This window comes from Acinetobacter sp. YH12218 (genome assembly GCF_013417925.1).
GTDB lineage: Bacteria > Pseudomonadota > Gammaproteobacteria > Pseudomonadales > Moraxellaceae > Acinetobacter > Acinetobacter amyesii.
On record NZ_VPDB01000022.1, the window covers coordinates 22,778 to 48,742 of the forward strand.

Here is a 25,965-nt window from a genome sequence, read left to right on the forward strand (position 1 = left end):
ATATATTAATTATTTTAAATGATGGAGTGTTTGTAATGGATTTAAATAACACAGTATTAACTGGAAAGAAGCTACGTGGCGCTGAAAAAATGGCGCGTATTCCAATTAAAGTTGTTCCAACGGAAACGACACCGAAAAAGCCAGAATGGATTCGGACTAAAATTAGTCAACCTGAGGAAGTTCAAATCATTAAGGATTTATTACGACAACAGGAACTACATACGGTTTGTGAAGAAGCGGCCTGCCCCAATTTGCCGCAATGCTTTAGCGGAGGGACTGCAACGTTTATGATCATGGGAGATATTTGTACTCGCCGCTGTCCATTCTGTGATGTCGCACATGGTCGTCCTAATATCCTAGATCCTTATGAGCCAAAGCATCTGGCTGAAACAGTCAAGAATCTAAACTTAAAGTATGTCGTGATTACTTCTGTTGATCGAGACGACTTAAAAGATGGTGGTGCACAGCATTTTGCAGATTGCATTCGAGAAATTCGTCAAACTAGTCCAGACACTTTGATTGAAGTTTTGGTTCCTGATTTTCGTGGTCGCGCAGATATTGCACTTAAAATTCTGAGCCAAAACCCACCCGATGTCTTTAATCACAATATTGAAACCGTGCCACGCCTGTATAAAGCCATGCGACCAGGCGCTGACTATCAGCATTCATTGAATTTACTTAAGAAATTTAAACACTACTGCCCTGATATCCCAACGAAATGTGGTTTGATGGTTGGTTTAGGAGAGATTGAAGCTGAGGTTATTGCGTTATTAAATGATTTGAAAGATTATCAAATTGATTATGTCACAATCGGCCAATACCTACAGCCATCCAAATCACATGCGCCAATTCATCGTTTTGTTACATTGCAAGAGTTTAAACATTATCAAACTCATGGAGAGCGCTTAGCGTTTAAAAATATTTGGAGTGCGCCATTAGTACGATCAAGTTATTTTGCAGACCGTCAGCATCATGGTGAAGCTGTGCCTAGCCCTTACATGAGCGAATGAATTTTCATCCTATTTACGTTTATTAACATTTCAGATGGAAATAGCCATTTTCAGCTCATAAGAACACTTTTAAAGTAGCTCAAGGACTGGTAAAGCCAAAAGATCTAATTTAACCAAGCAAAGAAAAAAGCATTTAAAATCGAAGCAAGAAGAAATGACGTAAATGACCATAAATTTTGAAGCTCATTTCTAAAGTTTAAAAATATTACAGTCTCATCATAAAGGAATATGATATGAACCTGTTCAATACCGCATCTGCAAAACAGCTGCAAACGACGCATTTAATTAATCAAACTACTGTACATGCTGCCCCTGTTTTAGCATTGCCTCAAGAAGATCAAACGTCTTTATTCCGCCGCTCTATTCAGCATAATTATGCTGACTTACTCAAAATAGCGGAAGATTCAGATATGGCGATTGGTCTTACAGATCATCACGGGACTCTCTTATGGACATGGAGTAGTTCTGCAATGCTTTCTTCTGCCGAACAGGTTCATTTTATTGAGGGTGGGCATTGGTCTACACAGGCAGTTGGAACCAATGCGATTGGTATGGCGTTAAACAGCCAAATATCAAGTTGCGTCTATTCTCATGAAAACCAAATGGACAGCGTTCGTGATTGGGTCTGTTATGCAGCACCTATCTGGGATCCGACTTCAGGTCAATTTCATGGCATTATCAATCTTTCCACAAAATATAAAAAACATACCCCTCTAGGCATTCTTGCTGTGGAACGCTGTGCAGACTTAATACAGCGTGCCATAAAATTTGAACAGAAAAATTTTTTATACATTAAAGCGCTAGGTTCGCCTTGGGTTCAATTTAATGGGCAAACTTTAAACTTGAGTCACCGTCAAATTGAAATACTTTGCATTTTAGCTTTGCATCCCCATGGAATTGGCTTAGAAGAGTTACACTATGCCCTTTATGGTGAGCGTAGTGTCAGCCTAAAAACCCTAAAGGCTGAGCTTTCACAACTTCGTAGCCTATTACCTCATTCAATTGAGGCTCGCATTTATAGGCTTAGTTGTGAAGTCCAATGTGATTTTTTATGTGCTGAACAATCATTAAATGCAAATCTTATTTCCAGTACATTCTCACTATATAAAGGTAGCTTTCTCTCTAAATCAGAAAGCCCTTTACTCAGCACTTGGAGACATTGTTTTGATGCCCGTTTGAGCCAGTTGATCTATCAAATAAAGGATATCGATCAATTATTAAGAATTATTGGACAAACACATGACCGAATTGATGCGGTACAGCGTTTATTAGAGTTATTACCACAGGACAGTATCCACCGTAATTATTTTTCAAATATGATTTAGATTTGATCTGTTGCTTCAACTCTAAAGTTTTATTGTGAAACAGATTGAAAAGGAAGCTTGATTTTCATACTTCCTTTAATAAAATTTAAAATTGAGAACTAACTACAGTGAAGTCTAGTAATTCACTTACCTAGCTTTAACACCCAGTTTGTCGCTGGATGGTGTACCCATGCCATTACTACAGCTTTAATAGTTAAAGCCACCAAATCTTCTAAGTCTAAGTTATGTAAGTGTGACTTACCATAAGCGCACGTCTATGCCGTGATGGTGACGATAAATATTTAAGAATGCTGACAAGCTTCATCCACCGTTGGTGATATAGAGGATCGGCATCCCCTTTCTTAAAGGGGTTTCAATGAGGTGTGAATAGCCCCCACTCTTCTAGACAAATTTAGTCTATTCTTAAGACCTTTTTAGTAGGAAAATATCTATTCATAGCTAGGTTCATGAACCAAATATTTTACAAGTTATAACTTTAGTACTCTAAGTAATTAAATTTGTTGTTTATTAAAGATAAATTTAATTGTGAACTATATTATAGGTGAACATAAGTTAATTAGCATATCCAAGACTGTGGCCTACACAACGCATCCGTTGCCACAGCTCGACATCGTGAATCTGTAAAATTATCATTCACGATGCCGAGTACGCTAATGAACATAATATACGTTATGCCGAAATCAGAATCTTATCAATTGGCGAATCTGACGTTCCTGATGTTTAAATTCAAACCCTCTCATTTTTTCAACTCGCTCAGGTTATAATAATGGTCTCCCAAAATATGATTGATCTAATATGAGCACCTCCAATGACCCTTTACACGGCAAAAAACTTGCTGACATCTTGGATGAATTATTGGATTACTACGGTGGTTTTGAAAGCTTAAGCCGCAAAATTGAAATTAGATGTTTTTGCATAGATCCAAGCGTTAAATCATCACTACGATTCTTACGTACTACACCTTGGGCACGTGAAAAAGTAGAAAGCTTATATTTGTATGTCTTACGCCAAAAAGCCAAACAGAAAGCGTAACGATGAATGCCTATGCTCGAATAATTTTGTATAGCAGTTTGTGTTTTAAGATAAAATGAAACTGCTTAATCCTTCTAGCACTTCCTTGTACGCAGTATCTTCGCCTCAGATTTAAATTGATCCCTATTATGAGCAATACTTTTTCCCAGCATCCTCAAATTGGTGTAGTCACTACATTTTCTGAATTGATTCATCGTCATTTCGAAGGTCAAATGAATGCGCTTTGCTGGCAACGCAGCATACAAGGCGACTTTAAAGAAATAGTCGAAAAACTCGAACTGATTGAAAATATAACCGAAATTTCTATAGATGATCTGATGAAGTTAACACTTTCATCGCAAGGCCATTTAGCCAGAGAAGTTATTTTAAATGATCTGCAACAATTAACAGAATTTGGTGCATCACCTTCGTTGAACTTGCTCAAATGTTATGAACGAGATGATGAATTCGATTTCATCTCAACCGATGTTTATTCCTTTCATGTCGATCGATCACCTATCGCTACCGATACCTTTTTATGTACATATTATGGTGCTTCCAGTGATATTGTGCCAAATGATCAAGTGACACAAAGAATCTTAATTCCTAAAATACGAGAACAACTTAAAGATTTGTACGATGGCCCTACCTCAGAATTTGATGATTTTTTAGCGGAATATTTTTTTGATTTACATTATCAGCTCAAAGAAAGTGCTGTCCCTGTAAATCTAGGAAATGGTCATCTATGGCGTTTAGCGGTGGATCATCCTACACAGCACGTTTTGCCTTGTGTGCACCGCGCACCTGTTGAAAATTCAGGTGAGTATCGGCTTATGCTGATTTGCTGATTTGCTGATTTGCTGATTTGCTGATTTGCTGATTTGCTGATTTGCTGATTTGCTGATTTGCTGATTTGCTGATTTGCTGATTTGCTGATTTGCTGATTTTAAATATTGATGGATCCTGAGTCCATACGATCCATTCTGTCTAATGAATGAACCGTATGGGTTAATGCAATATCGTTTTGACCTAGATTGATTAGTCTAGGTTATTTAGATCGAGCTGTATTAAGCCAGCGGTAGAGCACGGGCAATAGCACCAAGGTCAGCAAGGTAGAAGAAAGAATACCGCCAATCACCACAGTCGCTAAAGGCCGTTGTACTTCTGCACCTGTACCTGTTGCCAAAGCCATTGGTACAAAACCTAAAGAGGCAACACAGGCGGTCATCAGTACTGGGCGTAATCGAAGTACAGCGCCCTGCCATACAGCTTCATGTAATGGATATTTGTCCCTTAGCTCTTTAATAAAGGTCAGCATGACTAGACCATTCAGCACAGCAACGCCTGAGAGCGCAATAAAACCTATACCCGCCGACATCGAAAGTGGAATATCCCTAAACCAAAGAAACAGTACACCGCCCGTTAAGGCAAATGGTACGCCAGTAAAGACCAGCAGACTTTCTTTCACATTATGAAATACTGCCATTAATAAAATAAAGATGGTCAGTAGTGCTAAAGGAATGACAATTTGCATTCTTGCTTTGGCAGATGCAAGGTTTTCAAATTGACCGCCATATTCAATCCAATAACCGCTTGGTAATGCATATTGTTTCAGCTGAGTCTGCATATCCGCCACAAAAGAACCTAAATCACGGCCTTCAACATTGGCAGTCACTACAATACGGCGTTTACCATTCTCACGGCTGACTTGATTGATCCCATCTACATTAGAGACTATGGCAACATTTGAGAGTACAATACTGCCACCATTTGGCAACTTTAACGGTAGTTGTGAAATCGTACTTACATTACGATCTTGATCATTTAAACGAATAACAAAATCAAAACGGCGATCACCTTCTAAAATCTCTCCTACACTTTGTCCACTGACACTGGCTGCCACAGTATCCTGTATAGATTTAACGCTTAAACCATATTGCGCAGCCAAAGCCTTATCTATTTCAATATTTAATAAAGGTAAACCTGAAGTTTGTTCAACTTTTACGGCGCTGCTCCCCGCAACTTGCTGCATAATTTTGGCGATTTTAGTGGCTTCTGTGTTGAGCACTTGCATATCATCGCCAAATATTTTAATGCCCACATCACTACGCACACCTGAGATCAACTCATTAAAGCGCAGTTCAATCGGTTGAGAAAACTCACTGTTATTGCCAGGAATCGTAGCCACATAAGCCACCATACGGCCACGCAGTTCATCCACACTTTCTTTAGGGTTCGGCCATTCATTACGTGGTTTGAGCATAATATAACCATCGGAAATGTTCGGAGGCATTACATCGGTTGCCACTTCTGCTGTACCTGTACGAGCAAATACAGCCTGAATCTCTGGAAATTTTTTCAGCAGCAATTTCTCAGCGTTCTCCTGCATTTTTAATGATTCTTCTAGGCCTGTGCTTGGTGAGCGCATCAACTGAACTGCAAAATCACCCTCACTCAGCTGTGGTGCAAACTCACTGCCAATTTTGGTGCTTAAAAGCCCAGTAATGAGCAGTAAACACAGTGCAAAAGTCATCACTACAGCCTTGTAATGAAAGGCTTTATTTAAAATTTGAAGATACTGCTTTTTCAGCCAATTCATCCAACGGCTTTCTGTTTCTTTAATTTCACCTTTCACCCAAAGCGCTACAGCAGCAGGTACAAATGTAATAGACAGAATGATCGCCGCCACAAGTGCCAATACCACAGTTAATGCCATCGGATGGAACATTTTTGCTTCTACACCACTTAAAGCAAAAATTGGCAAATAAACCACTAAAATAATTAACTGACCGAATATCAGCGGACGGCGCGCCTGACGTGCAGCCAAAAAGACTTCTTTAAAACGTTCATTTTGCGTTAATGGACGCTTTAATGTTTGCTGTGCATGCGCCAAGCGGCGGATACAGTTTTCAACAATGACCACAGCACCATCAACAATAATCCCGAAATCCAGCGCACCTAAGCTCATCAAATTCGCGCTGATATTCTTTTGTGCCATGCCGGTTAAGGTAAACAGCATTGACAGCGGAATAACACAGGCCGTAATGAGTGCTGCACGGATATTGCCTAAAAAGATAAATAAAATGATGATGACTAGAATTGCGCCTTCAACCAAGTTCTTTTGAACGGTTTTAATCGCTTTCTCCACCAATGTGGTACGGTCATACACTGTTTCAATTTTTACCCCTTTGGGTAAGCTGGCTTGAATGTCTTTAATTTTGGAATCTACAGCTTTCGAGACAGTTCGGCTATTTTGTCCCATAGCCATCATGGCAATACCTAAAACCGTTTCTTCTCCGTTATAGGTTGCACCACCTGTGCGCAAATCATGCCCTATCGAGACTTGCGCAATATCACCCACCCGAATTGGACTGCCATTTGGGCTGTCAATCATGGTGTTTTCAATATCTGAAATGGTGTTTAAGGTTCCCGGCACTCGAACTGTTAACTGCTGACCATTTTCCTCAATAAATCCTGCACCACGGTTTTCATTATTTTCTGTAAGCGCTTGCTGTAATTGTTCTAATGACAGGTTCAGCTGTTGCATGCGGTTTAAATCAGGTGAAACCACGTAGGTTTTATTAAAACCACCAATACTGTTGACCTCGGCAACACCTTGTACACGCTGTAATTGCGGACGCACAATCCAGTCCTGAATTTCACGCAAATCCATCGCGCTATATGCCGTACCATCTGCTTTTTTTGCATTGGGTTCTGCTTTCAGCACCCATTGATAAATCTCGCCCAAACCTGTCGAAACGGGCGACATCGTCGGAGAAACCTGAGCTGGCAATGACGACTGAACTTCCTGTACCCGCTGATTAATTTGCTGACGTGCCCAGTAAATATCCGTACCGTCTTTAAAGACAATCGTGACTTGTGACAGGCCATAACGGGAAATAGAACGGGTCAACTCCAAATCTGGAATACCTGCCATCGCATTTTCAATCGGATAAGTAATCCGCTGTTCAACTTCTAACGCTGTAAAGCCATTGGCCTGCGTATTAATTTGCACTTGGGTGTTGGTAATATCAGGTACTGCATCAATCGGCAGTTTTTGATAACTGTAAATCCCGACGGCAATCCATGTGCAGACAAACAGCATCACCCAAATTGCATTTTGAATTGAAAACTGAATAATGCGTTCGAATAGACCTGCTGGCTTTGGTAAATTTGTGTTCGGATTCTCTGAATTAGTGTTCATGGCCAGCCTCGTCTTTTTCCAGTTCCGATTTCAGTAAAAAACTGCCTTGGGAAATATACTTTTGCCCTGCCTCAAGACCCGAAATCACTTCTAGCCATTGCCCATCACTGGATGCTTGTCCAAGTTTTAGCGCTTGCGCTTTTAAATGCACTTGACCTTTTTGTTCAGATTCAACAATAAAAATACTGTCTTTACCCTCTATGCTTTGCACGGCGGACTTTTGCACCCGTAATACATTTTTAGTACCTGAATCTGCCAATAGCACGTTGACCATCACATTCGGGCGAAGCTCAGCAGATTGTTGTTTTAATTTGGCACGTACCACCAAGCGTCCCGTTTGCACATCTGCCTTTGACGTCAGGCTTTGTACCTCTGCGCTATAGAGCTGATCTGAACTATTGATTTTGAAAGAGACGATTTGACCCGTTTGTAATTGTGCGGAATATTGATGAGCTAAGTTAAATTCCAGCCACAAATCTTTAAGCTGTTCGATGGTGAACAATTGGTCTGCCAATTGCACATTTTCACCCACCACAATATCTTTTTGACTGATTACACCTGCAATAGGCGCACGAATGATAAATCGTCCGTTTTGACCGCTATTCGCGCCCAAAGCTTGTAAGCGCGATTGTGCTGACTGTACGCTAATTTGAGCCTGACGATAGGCATTTTCAGCACGCTGGAAGTCCTGTTTGGCAGAAATTCCTTGAGACCATAGCTTTTGCTCACGCTGATAATCTTGACGGGCTAAATCTAAATTGGCTTCTGCCATACGTAAATTGGCTTGCTGATCAATCAATTCAGGTACTGACAGCACAGCTAAAGTTTGACCTTTTTGTACAGTTTGACCGAGTGCTACACTGACTTGTTCGACATGACCGCTGAAGTTTGGGGAAATATGTGCCTGCTGATCTGTATTGACCGCCAATTTACCCGGCAATTGAATAATATTTTCGACCAGACCATTTTCTACAGTCGCAATTTTAATTCCTTGTTCCACCATTTGTTGAGTGGTGAGTTGCAGTTCACCTTCTTCCGCATGTTCTGCTTCAGTATCACTCTTTTTGGCTTCGCTATTTTCACCTTCCGACTCAGTTTTATCCGCATCGGATTTATTTGTACTTAACCAAATAGCAGTACACAGCATCAGCGTTAGGCCAACCAAAACTGCAATCATCAAAGGCTGTGAAATTTTTCCATCTTGTTTAATTTTCATGTGATTAACTGCCTTATTGTGCTGATGCGCTGTTGATGAGATTTTGGGATGCCTCAATGGCTTTCTTATTGAGTTGGCTATAAGCATCTGAACGGCTGATTTCTTCATAACTGGTTCCAATACTTAAGGCTTCAGCACTGAGTGCGCTTTGCCAAGCCTGCGCCAAAATTTGCATTTGGCTAAGTCGAAGGTCTTGGAGTTGTTTTGTGGTTTGCTGTACGTCTGTAATAGCAAATTTACCTGCCTGAAAACCTTGCAAAGTTCGGTTTTGAACCTTTTCAGCCAAACCAATCTGATTGCCTGTGGCATCAAACTGCATACGCAGACCTTTAAGCTGGTGAATGCTATTGGCAATATCTAAAACTTGCTGTTTTAACTCGCGCTGTTGCTGATGATTTAATAAAATTTGCTGTTTTTGCGCCATTGGAATGGCATATTGCTGGCGGTTAAAAATATTGAGCGGAATATCCACACCAAGTACCAAGGCCGTATCATTGGCGTCAGTTGGAGATTTGGTACGTGACATGCCCATATTTAGGGTTGGGTTTGGGCGTGCCTGTACTTTTAAATGTTCAATTTGCTGATTTGCCTGCTGAATATTCAAGGCATACAATTTTTGTAACCAACCTTCCGATAAATTACATTCAACTAAACTTTGGCTCTGTTCAGGCCAAGGCGTAACGCTGTTATTCAACGCGATTTGCGACGTGGATTCACCCCATAAATTAGAAAGCTGACGTGCCGCAGTTTGCTGTTTTAAAACTGCCTGTTGGTATAAACGCTGTATTTCCAATGCTTCAATTTGAGCGCGCTCCACATCCACCAAAGCGATACTGCCTGCTTGATAGCGTTTTTGCGCACTGTCCAAATTAGATTTACTGAGTTTGAGCTGTGTAGCGTAAATCGATTGCTCATTTTGAGCGATGGCTAGCTGTGACCATGCAAACTTCACAATCAGCTGACTTTGCGCATTCCAAATCTGCTGTTGCAACTGAATTTGCTGTGCAGAGGTACTCGCGAGTGCTTGATTGATTTTACGCTGACCGAATACATCCAATGGCTGGCTAATTCCGATACTGAGCTCTTGATCTTGATTTTTACCAAAACCATTTTGTTCAATCGATAGACTTGGGTTCTGCCAGAGCTTGCTTTGACGCACATTAAAATCAGAGATTTGCTGTTGTTGTTGCCAAATATCAGTTTGGGCTTGGTAGTTTTGTACTTTGGCAAATGCAGATTCAAAACTACTGACATTTTCGGCAAACGTACTTTGTAAGGCCGTCGAAATACCGACAGCTAAGCCTAGACGTATAAACGCCGTAAAATATAAAGACATGATTTTTCCCACTCATTTATTAAAAAAAGTGGCAGGAATGTTTTAGGCTACCCCGCCATTAGCGGGGCATAAACAGGAGGAGGTGTTTGCAGTAATAAATCAGGGGCTTGATAAAGATTCTTCCAAACAAATTTTGGCGAATATTCAAAGCTCTGATGTGCAATAAAAAGAATCGATTGTTGGTTTTGTACAATCAAATGCGTCATAGACGGTAAATGGTCTTGATGATCTTCACCGAGTTGCAGATCGTTAGCGATATTTTTGACTGGTTTGCTACTGGATTCATCAGATGCTTGATGCAACGAATGCTGTGGATCGGTTTCATTGCTAACGCATAAGATATTTTGATGATGACCAAAATGATAGCTTTGAACAACTTGAGTTTGCTCTTCATGCACACAGAAAGCGGCTGCCACGTTCCAAAGGCTTTGGAACATGAACAATCCAACTAAGACTGTTATCCATGTCGCAGAACGCATATTGCATCAATCAAGAAAATTTTAACGATTATAAAGCTTGGAGTCGGTCGAAGGTCAAGTGAATCTTTGAATTTGTCTTAAAAATGGATTGCCATAGAGATATAACGTAAGGCATTCGCTTTAATCCCCTGACACGGCACATGCTAAAGACAATCCATTGGTTCATGATTACGATTTTTATCGGCGAAACCTTTATTTTTAATTCAGTTCGGAATCATTCTTTACTCTAGATTTTCTTGTCACAACTAAGCCGCAGATAACCACCAATGTCGTAACACCTAAAGATAATGAAGTTTCATAACTGTAGGCTGGAGATAAAAACATATAGATCAGCACACTTAAGATCACCAAAATGACTGCCCATGTGAGCCATGGAAATAGCCACATTTTAAACGCAACCTCAGTTCCATTTTTTTCGATTTGTGTTCTCAATTTAAGCTGTGAAAATGCAATCACTAAATAAACCAATAAGGCAATTGAACCTGTTGTAGACAGTAAAAATCCAAATACTTGGCCTGGAAATAAATAATTGACTGCACAGCAAATTAAGCCCACTACAGACGATGCAAATACTGCAATTGCAGGTACACCAGAGGCATTAATGGATGTGACCCATTGAGGTGCTTCTTTACGTGTCCCCAATGAAAATAACATCCTTGAAGAACTATAAAGTGCGGCATTCATACAACTTGCAACCGCAATAAAGACCACACTATCAATAATCAATTTTGATTGTGGGATATTTAAGCTGACCAAGACATACTGGAAGGTGCCTAATTGTTGTAATTGTGGTGAACGCCAATCTACCAGTGCAACCGTTATAAAAATTGAAACCACAAAAAATAAGATGACCCGATACAGTACTAAATTGGTTGCACGTTTAATTTTTTGTTCAGGATCTTTTGATTCTGCTGCAGCGATAGACAGTATTTCTACACCAAAGAATGAAAATGCTGAAATCAATATTGCTGAAAGTACACCACCCAGGCCATTTGGCATAAATCCATCATTTTTAAACAGATTTTCTACACCACTCACGTCAGGTGCTAAGGGCCAAAACCCCAATATGGCGGTGAGTCCAATGCCGATAAAAATTACAATAGCCAAGACTTTTATCAGAGAAAACCAAAATTCAAACTCACCAAAACTCCGAGTACTAAAAAAGTTCGCTAAACTGAGAAGCACAATAAAGAATGTCGCAAAGACAGCGCTGGATATTGATGGAAACCATGCATGCAGAATTTCTGCACCAGCGATTGCTTCAATTGGAATAACTAAAACCCAAAACCACCAATATAACCATCCGATGGTAAAGCCCGCCCAAGGCCCAATGGCTTTTCTTGCATAGGTTGAAAATGAGCCGGTGTCAGGTTGAGCTACAGCCATTTCTCCCAACATTCGCATGATTAAAAAAACCAAAATACTGGTAGTAATATAAGCAAGAACGGCGGCAGGCCCTGCTTTTGCAATCGCAGCAGATGATCCAACAAACAGTCCAGCACCAATTACACCACCGATACTGATCATCGTGATATGCCGATTAGATAGCCCTGCACCCAGTTTTGCAGTTGAATTATGTGTGGCTAAGCTATCATCATGCATCGATTAGATTCCCTGTCTGCACGTTCAGTCGTACAAATCATTATTTCCAAGATCATTAGGAATAAAAAAGGGAAAACGCTGTGTTCTCCCTTGTTTTGTAACAATTTAATCTAGAAAATGAGTTTTTCATAGTTCTAATCAAAACTTTAAGATGCAGCTTAATGCCATTTTTTCATCTAATTTACTGTTATTACTTATATAATTTATATTTATTTAAAAACTTATTTGACCATTTTCTAGATGCAAAATATGGGCTTTTAAATAATCTAACTCATCACTATGATGCGTGACATATATCATCGGCAGCGCCGACTGTTCTTTCACCGTGTTTAAAAATGGCAATATTTGATCTTTCAGCCTGCGGTCAAGTCCTGTCAGCGGTTCATCTAACAGCAGCAGATCAGGCTGTGACAGCAATGCCCGGCCTATGGAAACACGCTGCGCCTCTCCGCCAGATAGTTCATGTGCCCGCCGTTTGAGCAGTGGCTTCAACTCAAGCAGATGCGCTACTTGCTGAAACTGAAATTGTGCATTTTCCTGAGCAGCTAAGTTCTCTGCATATTGCAAATTTTGCTGCACATCCATATGCGGAAAAAGCCATGCTTTTTGGAAAATTAACGCAATACGGCGTTTATGCATCGGCACATTAATCTTCTGCGCTATGTTGAACACTTCACGCTGATTCAGCGATATATAACCTTGCTGGGGCTGCAGCAGACCGGCCAAACTTTTCAGCAGCGTAGATTTGCCGCTGCCTGATGGCCCCATAATGCCCAGCAGCTGATCCTGCATCTGCAGCCGAGCCTGCAATTGAAAATCTGCATATTGAAACTGAAAATCACACTGAAGCATGGCCGGCTCCGAGTTTTCGCTGATAGCGCTGTAAAATATAATAATTGGCAATCAATGCGCCAAAAGCCGCCAGCAATGAAAGGATCACTAAACGCATTGCGGCCTCTTCACCATTTGGCTGCTGTATCAGCGAATAAATGGCGATAGGAATGGTTCGGGTTTCATCTGGAATATTGCCCACAAAAGTAATGGTCGCGCCAAATTCACCTAAGCTGCGGCTAAAACCCAAAATACTGCCAATTAAAATCCCTGGTAAAGCCAGCGGCAAGCTAATCGAAGCAAATACCCGTAATGGATGTGCGCCTAGTGAACCTGCAACCTGTTCCAGCTGTTGATTGATCATTTGGAAAGACAAGCGGATCGGCTGCACTATCAGCGGAAAAGCTACAATCATGGAAGCCAGTACTGCACCTTTCCAATTAAATGCCAACTGTATTCCCCATGCATTTAACATCTGTCCAATCCAGCCATTTGAACCAAATAAAATCAACAACAGATAACCCAAAACGACTGGCGGCAATACCATGGGCATTTGCAGTAAAGCTTCAACTATAAACTTCAAATGAAAATCATAACGTGCTAAAACCCATGCCAGTGCAATTGCAAATGGCAAGCAAAATAAAGTCGCACAAATGGAAACTTTGGCTGAAAGATACAGCGCACTCCACTCTTCTGGGCTAAGCATACTTTAGCCTTTCACGCCAAAACCATAATGCTTAAAAAGCATTTTGCTTTGCGCATGGTCTTTAAGATAACGGTAAAACTTCACGGCCTCAGGTTTAGCTGCGCCTTGATGTGTTAAAGCCAATGGATAAATGATCGGTTGATGAGTATGATTTGGAAAAATCCCGGCTATTTTAACTTTAGAACTGATCAGCGCATCGGTACGGTAAACAATCCCCGCTTGGCACTCACCGCGTTCAACAAAAGCCAAAGCCGATCGTACATCATCTGTCCCGACAATCCTTCCATTCAAACTTGATAGCCAGCCCAACTTGGTTAGGCTTTGTTTGGCATATTTTCCAGCAGGTACAGACTCCATTTGCCCTGTACATAAGTGACCTTTGAATGCCTTGGCAAAATTAAACTGCGGCACGGCTTTAAATTGCATATTCACCGCTTTAGGCGTAATCAGCACCAAATCATTGCTTAGCATGTTGAATACTTGCTTTGCAGGTATTTTCTGTTTTTGCACCAAATAATTCATCCAGTCCACATCTGCTGAAAAATACAAATCACTTGGTGCACCGGCTTCAATTTGCTTGGCTAAAGCAGAAGATGCACCAAATACCGGTACAATTTTGATGTCTGGATTCTGTGCCTGATATTGCATTGCAATATCGGCAATAGCATTGCTTAAACTGGCTGCAGCATAAATTTTTACCGTTTCCGCCTGTGATGCGCCAGCAATGAAGCTTAGTCCTGCTGCTAAGATGTATTTGAAATGCATAGCAAACTCCTAATCCTGAATAAATAAGCCTTGAAGGACTTGTCCTGCTTGCACTGGTCGCCCTGCAGGAATCCGAACAATGCAATTAGCTTGCATTAAATTGCTTAGCATATGTGACTGCTGCTTAGACAGGCTGGTTAGTTGAAGTTTGCCTTGCTTATCAAAGTGCGCCGACATTCTTAAAAACCGCTCACGTGCATCTGCTTTTAGGTCATGTGTCATGACTGCGCTGAACCAGTCCAGCGCAGGTGTTTGACCTTGTAGGGCTTTCAATAATCTATCTGTATAAATTTGCATGCCGACATAGACTGCAGCGGGGTTGCCCGGCAGTCCAAGTAAATAACAGGAACTGCTGTCAGGACGTCGATATTGTGCAAACAGCATCGGTTTGCCGGGTTTTTGTTTCACTTTCCAGAAAATTTGCTGAAAACCGATGTCCAAGGCTGCCGGCCGAACAAAATCATAATCACCGACAGATACGCCGCCAGTCGTTAAAATTAAATCAAAGCTGTCTTTTAAACGGTTGAATAAATCTAAAACCGCCTGTTTTTCATCTGCAATATGAATCACTTCAACTTTGACGTGCTGCGACTGAAACCATGCTGCAATCAGCGGCGCATTGGCATCAAATATTTTACCTGCACGGTAATCTTCTATATTTTGCGCAACTTCATCACCTGTTATTACGACAGCAATTTTTGGATAGGCAAAAACTTCGCAGTATGAAATACCAGCCATACTGAGTGCTGCAATTGATCCAACGGTAAGCTTTTGACCACGTACTGCTAAACATTGTCCAACTGAAATTTCCTCACCTGCATCTCGAATATCTGCATGCGGGCTTAAGGCTGCAGTCAGTTCAATCTGCTGTCTATCCGCCTTCACTATTTCTTGCCGCGCCACAGTTACCGTGCCTTCAGGAATCGGCGCGCCGGTAAATATCCGGACAGCTTGGCCTGCTTTTAAGCTTATTTCAGCCGTTTGCCCTGCGCGGATTTCTCCAATGAGCTCAAATTGAGTGCCTGCTTTAATTTCACCCACTGCGCAAATGGCATAGCCATCAACAGCACTTTGTGCAAATAAAGGCAGCTGAATTTGTGAATGCACATCTGACGCCAAATAACGGCCTAAAGCGTGCTGAAGCGCCAAAGTTTCATGCGCTAAACTTTGCGTATGTGTCTGAATCAGCGCAAGCGCATCGTCCACTGAAATCAGTCCAGCCTCAGCAACGCAGCCTGTATGCAATACAGCTTGGTTCATTGGTAGCCTCCAGCATGCGGTATATTTTTTTGTACATCAAAGAGATGAATGAGCGCTGGTAAAATTGCAGTTAGAGATTCTTTTGCACCCTGTCTGCTGCCCGGTAATGTAATCACAAGGCTGTTATCTATATAGCCCGCAACACCGCGGCTAAGTGCAGCATAAGGCGTGCGTTTTTGACCAAAACTGCGTGAAGCTTCCATCAAACCCGGAATTTCCCGTTTTAACAGTGGCTGAATGGTTTCAACGGTTAAATCTTTAGGGCCAAGACCTGTACCGCCGACAGTCAAAATCAGCGGATATTGCGCCTTATGCTGTTCAACAAGAGCCAAAAGCTGTTCAGGACTGTCTGGTATCACTTGATAGCTGATGTTGCTGAAGTTTGCTTCTTCTAAAATTTCGAGGACATTTTGCCCCGCAGTATCTGGTTTTTTACCGGCAGCAACTGTATCTGAAAGCACAATAATCGAAGCCGATAAGCTTTCTTTTAATACACGGGTAAAATGTGATTTACCGCCTTTTTTCTTTTGCAGTTTCACTTGATCTAAGCATAAATCTTCAGGTTCACAATGCGGTTTCAGCATGTCATACAGCGTTAAACCGGCAAGACTGACCGCAGTCAAAGCTTCCATTTCCACACCTGTTGGGCCAATGGTTTCAACCACTGCACTAATTTCGACATGCGCCTCAAATAATTCATATTCCACATCTGCACGGTAGATCGGCAGCGGATGACAGAGCGGAATAAGTTCATCTGTACGTTTAGCGCCCAAAATACCTGCAATACGTGCGGTTTTCAGCGCGTCGCCTTTTTCTGTATTGCCATTACGCAGCAGTTCAATGCAATGTGGCGGTGCATGCAATATTCCAGTTGCAATGGCTGCACGGTAACTTTCCGCTTTCATGCCCACATTTTTCATTGCTTTGTCCTTATCTTATTCATTTGCATGTGCAATATTAAATTTGAGGTTTTATAGATGCCATTGATAAATATTGGCATTCAAATGCATAGTCTGATGGGTGTTTTGATGTGCATGTTCACATGACTCGCCATGGATATGTGTATGCTTCGTTTCGTGATCTGCCACTTCAGGCGCGTGATCCTTACGAATACAGCAGCCCTCTACATATTGACTGCTGCCATCCATATAAAACTCTTCTTTCCACACCGGTACTTCATGCTTAACCCGTTCAACCGCTTCTTCACAGGCTGCAAAAGCCTCACGGCGGTGCGGCGCATAGGCCATTGCGATAATGGCCGTATCACCGACCTGCAGCGCACCAATACGGTGTACAACCCGTACATATGACACGCCGTATTTGGCTTGAATTTCCCGCTCAATTTGACGGATCATTTTTTCAGCCACAGGCGCATAAGCTGTATATTTCAAAACTTTTACCGCTTTGCCTTCATGGTGATTACGCACCGCGCCAATAAATACACCTATACCGCCACATTCAGGAAATGCCTCAATGCTGTCAAAATCAGCTTGGCTAAATACCGTATCTTGTATGCGTGAAATATGCTTGAGCTCCATATTCAGCCTCCCGCCACAGGTGACAGCAGCACAACGGTGCTGTCCTGCACCAATGCGGTTTGCCTTGGCACAATATCTTCCCCAATGGCACAGGCGCAGCGTTCAAGCATGCTGAATGACTCCGGAAATTGATCTGTAACTTGCTGCAAAACCTCTGCAATCGACTGCTGTGCCAAGCAAGTCAGACTTAAATTCGCTGGCAGCAGGCGTTCAATAGCGCCAAAAGATTCTATTTTGATGGTGATCTGACTCATCATTAGCCTCCAATCATATGCATGCTGATTTTTCTAGATGGACTGGATTGAGCTGTTATGGCATGAAAGCCTTGCTCCTTCTGCCAAATATAACTGCCTAATTTTTGCTGCAAAGCCATTGCATCGAGCGGCATTAACTCTGTTGTTTTACTGCTTTTCAGCTGCTGAATTTCATGACTGAGATTTAAACCTTTTCGGGCAAACAGGCAGTTAAAAAACTCGCCTTGCGCATTCAGTCTTAGACGGTCGCAGCTGCCGCAAAAAGAATTGCTGATGGTTGAAATAATACCTATAGGCAAGCCGTTGATTAAGTAAGATCTGGCTGGTGACGCACCTTGACCGTGCAATGTTTGCACGTCAAAAACAGTCTTGAGTTTATCCAGTATGTCTTGTTCGGTAACGACCGCAGCTTTAGACCAGTTTTGATCACCATCCAGCGGCATAAACTCGATAAACCGCAGTTCGAAACCTTGTTGCAGCGCCCATTTTGTTAATGCAATGATTTGCTGTTCATTTAGACCTCTAATCAAAACTGTATTAATCTTAATGTCAAAGCCCGCTTGCTTAGCCGCTTCAATCCCTTCTAATACTGGCTGTAATTGTTTTTGCGTCAGCTGAAAAAATTGCGCTTCATCCAAACTGTCTAAACTGATATTTATGCCATCTAAGCCAGCTTGTTTTAGGGCCTGTGCATATTGTTTCAGATAATGTCCATTGGTGGTCATGGATATACGTTTAAGGCCTAGCTTTCTCAGCTGTTGCAGCTGTTCAATAAAATGCACAACGCCTTGACGTATGAGAGGTTCGCCGCCCGTGATCCGGATCTGATCAATCCCGCGCAGCACCATAAACTCACAAAAATTGTAAAGTGATTCAAAACTGAGAAGATTATGCTTTTTCATCCATTCAGGGTGTTCAGGCATACAATAGACACATTTAAAATTACAGCGGTCTGTCACTGAAATGCGCAACTTGCGTTTTTCACGGCCAAACTGATCCTTAAAAATGGTCGCTGGCTGTAATTGTGTCATGCTGTTCATGTTTATCTTCCATGGCGTTGTCATTTGCCCTGACTTTGCACAGTACAAATTTTGCGCCCTCTTTTCTTGCAGTAAAAATTGCAATAAGTGTTCCAACTTTGCGCTTTTTTGAATATTTATTTTAGAGGATTTGGTTTGTTTTTTTGACACACAAAATCAATAACTTATAAGTAACTAATAGCAATTAAAAATATAAATTGCCGTTAAGCCCATTATCTAAGGTATAAAAGCAGTCTGTTTTATCGCTAGATATCATGCTCAAAAGCTTCATATTGGCTGTAGATTTTCTCTCTGGGTTCAAAAACAGCACATTAGGCTCATTATTTGAAATGAAAGCTCTGCAAAAGGTACAGCTTTTAGAGAAAATTCAGCTGACGGTGCTGCTGCAGCTCATCTAGAGAGTTAATGCTGTGAAAAAAGAGTGCATTATTTTGAAAACGTGCAACTTGCATGTGCATTTTACTAAAACACCCCTTCAAACTGCGCTGTTTTTGATCAAGATGCACCTGCAGCATTGTGAGACTGCTTCGTTTCAGCAAACAAAATGGATACAGCGCTTTGCCATTAATTTCCACTACAGCTACTTCACACAAGGGATCCCGCTGCATGGCCTGATGCAATCTCGAAAGCACTTTCTTCGGGATATAGGTCACATCGCACGGGACAAACAAAACATAATCAGACTCAACATGTGACCACGCGCTTTTCATCCCCATCAATGGCCCTAAAAATCCGGCTTCATCATCTTGATAAAAGCGGATCGAGGGAATGAGCCGTTTATAAATCGAATGATCGCGATGGCTGTTGATCCAGACATTTTCAGCCCGTGATTTCAACTGCTGATGGATCTTAATCAGCTGAATTTCATTATCAAATTTTTGCAGCACTTTATTCATGCCGTTCATTCTGCGGGCCTGACCGCCCGCCAAAATAACCAAGTCTGTTTCTGGATAGCCTACTGATTTGGTGATTTTCTTCATCATTCTGCGTACTCCGTCTGACAGGCTTTAATTAAGCCTCGAATTTCTGATAAGCACGAACCGCAATTGCCGCCGGCCTTTAAACATGCAGTAACTTGTTTTTCATGGCTAATATTCTTTTCTTTAATGGTTTCGATAATGGTATTTTTACCGACTTTAAAGCAGCTGCACACCAGCGGACCTGCACTGTTGGTCATGTTCATCGGCTGACCTGCAAGCAGCGCTTTGCGGTGCAGTGCGCTTAGTCGTTCACGCTTAAACATGCCAGCAATCCAATCACGGTCTGGCAGCATAGAGCGTTGCGCAATATATAGACTGGCAATTAAATGCCCATCTTGCAGCACCACGGTATGACTCAAATCGGCAGTTTGATCTTCCAAATTCAGCCATTCAAAGCTTTCATCGGTAAATGGCAGTAATGTTTTCAGCTGCTGAACCGTGTTTCTAAATTTTTTACGATCTGCCAACTCAAAACGTGTCGCTTTCGCTGTTTTAATTTTGGTCCACCACACCGTGTTTTGAATGGTGTTTTGCACCATTTGCTCAAAGCCGTCACGTACATACAGTACACCTTGCCACTGTGTATAAAACGGCTGTACAAATACAGGTGTATGTTTAAATTCAGGCTCACCAGATAGTGCATCGACCACAGGATTCACCACTTTGCCTATACGCGCATCCGATGCGACTTGGTCATTCCAATGAATTGGCGCAAAGATTTGACCGCGTCGAATTTGACTGCTGACCTGTGCACGTAAAATACATAAGCCCCAGTTAGATTTCACCTCAACCAGTTCACCATCTTTAACACCAAACTTCAGTGCATCTTGCGGGTGTATTTCACAAAATGGTTCGGCGATATGTGTACTCAAGTTTGCAGATAAACCCGTACGGCTCATGGTGTGCCATTGGTCACGGATACGGCCAGTATTTAAAACCAGCGGATATTCGCCGCAAATCTTGTTCAAAGGGTCAATAGCGGTTGTTGCGACAAACTTAGCTTTGGCATCGGCATGGCTGAATTGGCCTGCTGCAAACAAACGGCTGACTGCATCAGCGCTCTGATCTAACTGCCAAACTGGCCATTGCACGGGCTTTAATTCAGCATAATCTTGTGCAGATAACTTACTTAAACCCTGCAAGTTAAAGTAGCGAAAAGACTCTGTTGTATCGCGTTGATCTAAAGGTGCATTTTGATAAGCAGATAATTTGGTATGCTCAATAAATATGTCATAGCTGCTGCTGTAGTCAAAACCGCTATAACCCATCTTTTTCGCAACTTGTGCAATAGCCCACCAGTCTGCTTTGGCTTCACCCGGCGCATCTAAAAATGCAGTTTGACGTGAAATACGGCGTTCAGAGTTGGTAACGGTTCCGTCTTTTTCACCCCAGCCCAATGCAGGTAAAAGCACATCTGCATATATTGCTGTGTCAGTGTCCTTGCAAATATCCGACATCACTACAAATTCGCATTGCTCTAAAGCGCGTTTGACTTGATCTGCATCTGGCAAGCTCACAACAGGATTGGTGGCCATAATCCAAATGGCTTTGATTTTCCCGCTTTCTACAGCCTGAAACAGATCAACTGCTTTTAATCCCGCTTTATTGGCAATAAATGGACTTTGCCAAAACGCTTGTACTAATGCCTGATGCGCCGAGTTATCGACATCTAAGTGCGCTGCCAGCATATTGGCTAAACCGCCAACTTCACGCCCACCCATTGCATTGGGCTGACCTGTCATTGAAAACGGCGCCGCGCCTAATTTGCCAATTTTTCCAGTCAGCAAATGACAATTGATAATGCTATTGGCTTTATCCACGCCACGTGAAGACTGATTGACACCCATAGAAAATAGCGACATAACTTTGTCAGTTTGCGCAAATTTTTCAAAAAATAGCTGTAATTTTTCTAAAGAAATACCTGTGCGCTCAGCAACTGCTGTCATAGAAGCTTCTGTTTTACTTTGCTCCAGCGCTTGCGCTAAACCTTGAGTATGTTTGGCGATAAAATCTACATCACTATGATTATTTTGTACTAAATACTGCAGCAAACCATTGAACAGTGCGACATCTTGCCCCGGTAAAATCGGCAAATGCAAATCTGCAGCCTCACAGGTACTGGTAAAGCGCGGATCAATGACCACCACGAACAAATCACGTTCTTCTTTGGCTTTCATAATGCGTTGATACAGCACGGGATGGCACCACGCCGTATTTGAACCGACCAACACCACCATATCTGTATGTTCAAAGTCTTCATAGCTAGCTGGTACAAGGTCTTCACCAAATGCACGCTTATGTGCCGCCACAGCCGATGACATGCAAAGCCGTGAATTGGTGTCAATATTTGCCGTACCTAAATAGCCTTTGACAAATTTGTTAACTGCATAGTAATCCTCCGTCAGCAGTTGGCCCGACACATAAAAAGCGATGCTTTCACGTCCGTAAAGATCTATACATTGCTGAAATTTTTCGGCAATCAGTGCTGTTGCTGTGTTCCAATCTGTAGCCTGACGAGTATGAAATGGTGATGTTTGACGCCCAAGCATCGGCTGTAAAACACGTGTTTCTAATCCCATCGTATCGGCTAAGTTACTGCCTTTAATGCACAGCTTGCCATAGTTTGATGGATGGTTCGCATCGCCAGTTACGCTCACTTTTTGCCCTAAAGCTGTCTGTTCAACTGTTGCGCTCACGCCGCAGCCGACACCGCAATATGGACAAGTGGTTTGAGTTGTTTTAATTTTATTTTCTGTGGAGCTATGCAGTTCCACGATCGGGATGCTATTCACTTCTGCCGGCTCCTTTTTCCAAACTCAATTAATTGAGTGTTACGACCAATTTCAAAAGATGACTAAATTATTTAAATTTAAGTTAAAACTAACTATCGTGTGGTGGCATGGATGCCACCGTTGGGCGGGGTATAGGATGTACCCTTCGCCCAACAAAGGATTTTTGTCACTTTTGATCCTTCAAAAGTGAGGCAACACCTACGCAAATACAAATTTCTTAAAAATGAAATTGCGCGGTCGTGACTATATTCTTTGATTAATAATGAATCACCCTGCTTTCTTTAATGCAAAATCCTTACCAAACAGCAATTTGTTTCGGATGCTTGAAATTGGAGTTTGATCTGAAATCAATTCTGCATACCATGCACCGTCTTCAGTATCGCCAAACAGCACAGCGCCAATCACTCTATCTTTTTGAATAATAATGCGTTTATAAATCTGACGCTTTTCATCATTCAAAATAATGTCTTCAAAATCATCCTGCGGTTCAAAGTTGCCAGCTGAAAATACATCACAGCCGCTGACTTTTAACTGCGTCGGAACCGTGGGCGCTTTGAAGGTTAAGCTGCCATGTTCAGCCAAATGTGATGCACAAATGAAAGCCTGTCCCCAAAGCGGTTCAACCAGACCAAAGGTTTGACTGCGGTGTTCAATACATTCCCCAACGGCATATATACTTGGGTCAAAGGTTTGCATGGTGTCATTCACCATCACACCGCGTCCGCATCGAAGCTCTGCACTTTGTGCCAATGCAATATTTGGACGAATACCAACTGCAAACACGACAAGATCTGCAGCTAATACCGTGCCATCCTGCAAACGTAATTGCGTCACATGACTATCTTGCCCAATTAACTCTTGGGTATTCGCTGCAGTCAAAATCCGAATGCCTTTTTGCTCAATCGCTGATTTCAGCATCAGGCTGGCTTTTTCATCCAGCTGACGGTCCATAATACGATCCATCAAATGCAATACCGTAACATTCATGCCACGCTGTTTCAGACCATAAGCTGCTTCTAGCCCTAATAAACCGCCGCCAATCACCACTGCATTTTTCTTCGTTTTGCAGTAGTCCAGCATTTTGTTGACATCATAAATATCACGGAAGCTTAAAACGCCTTTGAAGTCAGTTCCCGGTATTGGTGGAATAAACGGCTTAGAACCTGTTGCTAAAATCAGACGGTCATAATCGATGACCAAGCCTTTTTCTGTGTATACCTGCTTGCGCGGACGGTCTATGCGTACCGCCGCATCACCTGCTACAAAACGGATATTTTTGTCTTTATACCAAGCATGTGAATGCAGCATGATATCTTCAATGGTTTTATCACCTGAAAGCACAGGTGAAAGCATAATTCGGTTGTAATTACCCCAAGGTTCTTCACCAATGACCGTAATTTCATAACGCTCTGGGGCCATATCCAGCAGATCTTCTAAGCAACGCATACCTGCTAAGCCATTGCCGACCAAAACAAGTTTCATCAACTCAGACGATGGCGCGTTATTGGTAATATAGGTTTTTTGAGCAGTTGGACTAATCAGCACACGGCCATTTTCAATTTTGCTTGGAAAAACCAAGAGTTTTTGGTCTTTATCTTCTAAGCAGCGTCCAGTAGCAAGGCTGAAATGCTGTTTATAAATGGGTGATGCCACAACACGCTCACCCTGCAAGTCACCAATAATACCGCGGGACATAACATAGGCTTGACTAAACGGATCTTGATTGCTCAGTGCATAAACCCGCTTTTCTTCACCGACACGGAATATCGCAATTTGCTGATTTTCAATCAGTGCGCCCACACCTGTATTTGGCGTAATATCATCTAATGCACAAACATCAAACCAGTCTAAATCATTCATTTCTTTTAAAATTGTCATATTCTTGATCCTTTTTAAACTTCTTTTAGATCACTATCTTTTCATTTTCGCCTTAGCGAGAAACCGAATAAGGATGTAAATCAAATAAAAGAAGTTTTAAATTCGTTATTCTCTTAAGCTTCAACCACTGGAATGCGTGTCGTATCGCGTTCAGCTTCTGTTTTGGGTCTGATTTGACCGCGAACGGATGCAAACTGAATATGCGGATCATTTTGCTGTTCTGCTTTTGCATTCACGAAAGTCACAAAGCGTTTACGTACTTCAGGATCTTCTACAGCAGTACGCCATTCATCTTGATATGTACCCACAACATGGCTCATACGGCGTTCAAGTTCAGCCGCTACGCCAAGCGAATCATTCACAACGACATCTTTCAGGTAATCTAAACCGCCTTCCATGTTGTCGCGCCATACAGAAGTACGCTGCAAACGGTCTGCTGTTTGAATGTAGAACATAAAGAAACGGTCAATGTATTTGATCAATGTTTGCGTATCTAAGTCTGATGCCAAAAGCTCTGCGTGACGCGGCTTCATGCCGCCGTTGCCGCATACATAAAGGTTCCAGCCTTTTTCAGTCGCAATCACGCCAACATCTTTACTTTGCGCTTCAGCACATTCACGGGTACAGCCTGATACTGCCATTTTCAATTTATGCGGTGAACGCAGGCCTTTGTAGCGGTTTTCTAGGAAAATCGCCAAACCCACAGAGTCGTCTACGCCATAGCGGCACCAAGTACTGCCGACACATGATTTCACTGTACGCAATGATTTACCGTATGCATGACCAGACTCAAAACCTGCAGCAATCAATTTTTCCCAAATTTCAGGCAACTGATGCACTTGTGCACCAAACATATCGACACGCTGACCACCTGTCAGTTTGGTATATAGACCATATTCTTTCGCAATTTGACCTACGGCAATTAATCCATCCGGAGTAACTTCACCGCCTGCCATACGTGGCACGACTGAATAAGAGCCGTCTTTTTGTATGTTGCCTAGGTAGTAGTCATTACTGTCTTGCAAGCCTGCATGGCTTGGTTTAAGTACAAAGTCATTCCAGCATGACGCTAGGATATTGGCTGCCGTCGGTTTACAGATGTCACAGCCTAAACCATGGCCATGCTGTTGAATCAGGTCATCAAAGGTTTTGATTTCGTTCACACGTACCAAGTGATAGAGCTCTTGGCGTGAATAAGCAAAGTGTTCACATAAATGGTTATTTACAGTGACACTTTGACGCTGAAGCTCAGATTTGAGGACTTGAGTGACTAATGGTGCACAGCCGCCGCAAGCTGTTGCAGCTTTGGTGCATTTTTTCAATGCGCCTAAAGAGGTCGATCCGTCAGCAATGGCTGAACAAATGTCTGCTTTAGAGACGTTGTTACATGAACAAATCGTTGCGCTGTCTGGCAACAGATCGACACCGCTTCCGCCCGATTTACCTGCAGATTGTGCATAGCCAGGCATGATTAGGCTTTCTGGGCTTTCAGGAACGTCTAAGCCATTCAGCATCATTTGCAGCAGGTCATTGTATTCTTTAGCACAGCCCACCAATACTGCACCAAGTAGCTTGGTTTTATCAGCATTCACGACAATTTTTTTATAGACCTGAGATACCGTCTTGGTAGTCAATCAGGTTTTGAGATTATTCGACCAATAAATAATCTCTTTGATAGGCAGTCTGATGTTTTAAAACGCCATAACACAGATGTATAAGCTTGCGCATTGCAGCACCT

General features: G+C 42.1%; 20 protein-coding genes and 1 pseudogene. 4 read left to right on the top strand and 17 right to left on the bottom strand.

Features of this window, described 5'->3' with window-relative positions; translation table 11 throughout:
- Nucleotides 1–35 precede the first annotated feature (35 nt).
- The 4 genes from lipA to FTV03_RS08205 all read left to right on the top strand — a co-directional run bounded on the left by lipA (nt 36) and on the right by FTV03_RS08205 (nt 4,194).
- Nucleotides 36–1,010 (top strand): lipoyl synthase, encoded by a 975-nt coding sequence (lipA, locus tag FTV03_RS08190; protein WP_180040960.1) that lies wholly within the window; start codon nt 36–38, stop codon nt 1,008–1,010.
- Between the two features lie 233 nt (nt 1,011–1,243).
- Nucleotides 1,244–2,335 (top strand): transcriptional regulator, encoded by a 1,092-nt coding sequence (locus FTV03_RS08195; RefSeq protein ID WP_180040962.1) that lies wholly within the window; start codon nt 1,244–1,246, stop codon nt 2,333–2,335.
- A gap of 795 nt (nt 2,336–3,130) precedes the next feature.
- Complete coding sequence (locus FTV03_RS08200) at nt 3,131–3,367, top strand: VF530 family DNA-binding protein (protein WP_180004441.1); 237 nt, start codon at nt 3,131–3,133, stop codon at nt 3,365–3,367.
- Between the two features lie 128 nt (nt 3,368–3,495).
- Complete coding sequence (locus FTV03_RS08205; protein ID WP_180040964.1) at nt 3,496–4,194, top strand: DUF1826 domain-containing protein; 699 nt, start codon at nt 3,496–3,498, stop codon at nt 4,192–4,194.
- A gap of 200 nt (nt 4,195–4,394) precedes the next feature.
- Here FTV03_RS08205 and FTV03_RS08210 read toward each other — a convergent pair whose 3' ends face one another.
- The 17 genes and pseudogenes from FTV03_RS08210 to nirB form a co-directional block, all read right to left on the bottom strand.
- The gene (locus FTV03_RS08210; protein WP_180040966.1) at nt 4,395–7,550 is read right to left on the bottom strand and encodes an efflux RND transporter permease subunit; all 3,156 of its coding nucleotides are present in this window, start codon (nt 7,548–7,550) and stop codon (nt 4,395–4,397) included.
- Nucleotides 7,540–8,766 carry an efflux RND transporter periplasmic adaptor subunit gene (locus FTV03_RS08215; protein ID WP_180021867.1) on the bottom strand — a complete coding sequence of 409 codons (1,227 nt, stop codon included), beginning with the start codon at nt 8,764–8,766 and terminating at the stop codon, nt 7,540–7,542. The genes FTV03_RS08210 and FTV03_RS08215 overlap by 11 nt, the downstream gene beginning before the upstream one ends.
- 13 nt (nt 8,767–8,779) lie before the next feature.
- Nucleotides 8,780–10,102 (bottom strand): TolC family protein, encoded by a 1,323-nt coding sequence (locus FTV03_RS08220; protein ID WP_180021865.1) that lies wholly within the window; start codon nt 10,100–10,102, stop codon nt 8,780–8,782.
- Nucleotides 10,103–10,149: 47 nt separating this feature from the next.
- On the bottom strand, nt 10,150–10,581 hold the full coding sequence (locus FTV03_RS08225; protein WP_218949694.1) for a cation efflux protein, CzcI-like: 432 nt from the start codon (nt 10,579–10,581) through the stop codon (nt 10,150–10,152).
- Between the two features lie 198 nt (nt 10,582–10,779).
- Nucleotides 10,780–12,183: an amino acid permease gene (locus tag FTV03_RS08230; protein WP_180021863.1), complete on the bottom strand. Its 1,404-nt coding sequence runs from the start codon at nt 12,181–12,183 to the stop codon at nt 10,780–10,782.
- 213 nt (nt 12,184–12,396) lie between these two features.
- Nucleotides 12,397–13,035 carry an ATP-binding cassette domain-containing protein gene (locus FTV03_RS08235; protein WP_180021861.1) on the bottom strand — a complete coding sequence of 213 codons (639 nt, stop codon included), beginning with the start codon at nt 13,033–13,035 and terminating at the stop codon, nt 12,397–12,399.
- Nucleotides 13,022–13,720 carry a molybdate ABC transporter permease subunit gene (gene modB, locus FTV03_RS08240; RefSeq protein ID WP_180021859.1) on the bottom strand — a complete coding sequence of 233 codons (699 nt, stop codon included), beginning with the start codon at nt 13,718–13,720 and terminating at the stop codon, nt 13,022–13,024. The genes FTV03_RS08235 and modB overlap by 14 nt, the downstream gene beginning before the upstream one ends.
- Nucleotides 13,721–13,723: 3 nt before the next feature.
- Nucleotides 13,724–14,485: a molybdate ABC transporter substrate-binding protein gene (gene modA / locus FTV03_RS08245; protein ID WP_180021857.1), complete on the bottom strand. Its 762-nt coding sequence runs from the start codon at nt 14,483–14,485 to the stop codon at nt 13,724–13,726.
- A 9-nt stretch (nt 14,486–14,494) separates the two neighbouring features.
- The gene (locus FTV03_RS08250) at nt 14,495–15,745 is read right to left on the bottom strand and encodes a molybdopterin molybdotransferase MoeA (protein WP_180021855.1); all 1,251 of its coding nucleotides are present in this window, start codon (nt 15,743–15,745) and stop codon (nt 14,495–14,497) included.
- Nucleotides 15,742–16,665, bottom strand: coding sequence for a bifunctional molybdenum cofactor biosynthesis protein MoaC/MoaB (moaCB, locus tag FTV03_RS08255; protein ID WP_180021853.1), 924 nt, complete (start codon nt 16,663–16,665; stop codon nt 15,742–15,744). Before moaCB ends, FTV03_RS08250 begins: the two co-directional genes overlap by 4 nt.
- Before the next feature lie 51 nt (nt 16,666–16,716).
- Entirely contained in the window at nt 16,717–17,283 is a 567-nt protein-coding gene (locus FTV03_RS08260; protein WP_180021851.1) for a molybdenum cofactor biosynthesis protein MoaE, read from the bottom strand.
- A gap of 2 nt (nt 17,284–17,285) precedes the next feature.
- The gene (locus FTV03_RS08265; RefSeq protein WP_180021849.1) at nt 17,286–17,537 is read right to left on the bottom strand and encodes a MoaD/ThiS family protein; all 252 of its coding nucleotides are present in this window, start codon (nt 17,535–17,537) and stop codon (nt 17,286–17,288) included.
- A 2-nt stretch (nt 17,538–17,539) separates the two neighbouring features.
- Nucleotides 17,540–18,577 carry a GTP 3',8-cyclase MoaA gene (gene moaA, locus FTV03_RS08270; protein ID WP_180021847.1) on the bottom strand — a complete coding sequence of 346 codons (1,038 nt, stop codon included), beginning with the start codon at nt 18,575–18,577 and terminating at the stop codon, nt 17,540–17,542.
- 356 nt (nt 18,578–18,933) lie between these two features.
- Nucleotides 18,934–19,557 carry a molybdenum cofactor guanylyltransferase gene (locus FTV03_RS08275; RefSeq protein WP_373423882.1) on the bottom strand — a complete coding sequence of 208 codons (624 nt, stop codon included), beginning with the start codon at nt 19,555–19,557 and terminating at the stop codon, nt 18,934–18,936.
- The gene (locus FTV03_RS08280) at nt 19,557–22,349 is read right to left on the bottom strand and encodes a nitrate reductase (RefSeq protein WP_180040968.1); all 2,793 of its coding nucleotides are present in this window, start codon (nt 22,347–22,349) and stop codon (nt 19,557–19,559) included. Before FTV03_RS08280 ends, FTV03_RS08275 begins: the two co-directional genes overlap by 1 nt.
- 267 nt (nt 22,350–22,616) lie before the next feature.
- Nucleotides 22,617–24,227 (bottom strand): nitrite reductase small subunit NirD, encoded by a 1,611-nt coding sequence (nirD, locus tag FTV03_RS08285; protein ID WP_180040970.1) that lies wholly within the window; start codon nt 24,225–24,227, stop codon nt 22,617–22,619.
- Nucleotides 24,228–24,340: 113 nt separating this feature from the next.
- Nucleotides 24,341–25,837 (bottom strand): annotated as a pseudogene (nirB, locus tag FTV03_RS08290) (nitrite reductase large subunit NirB); the annotation flags it as partial.
- Nucleotides 25,838–25,965: the final 128 nt, after the last annotated feature.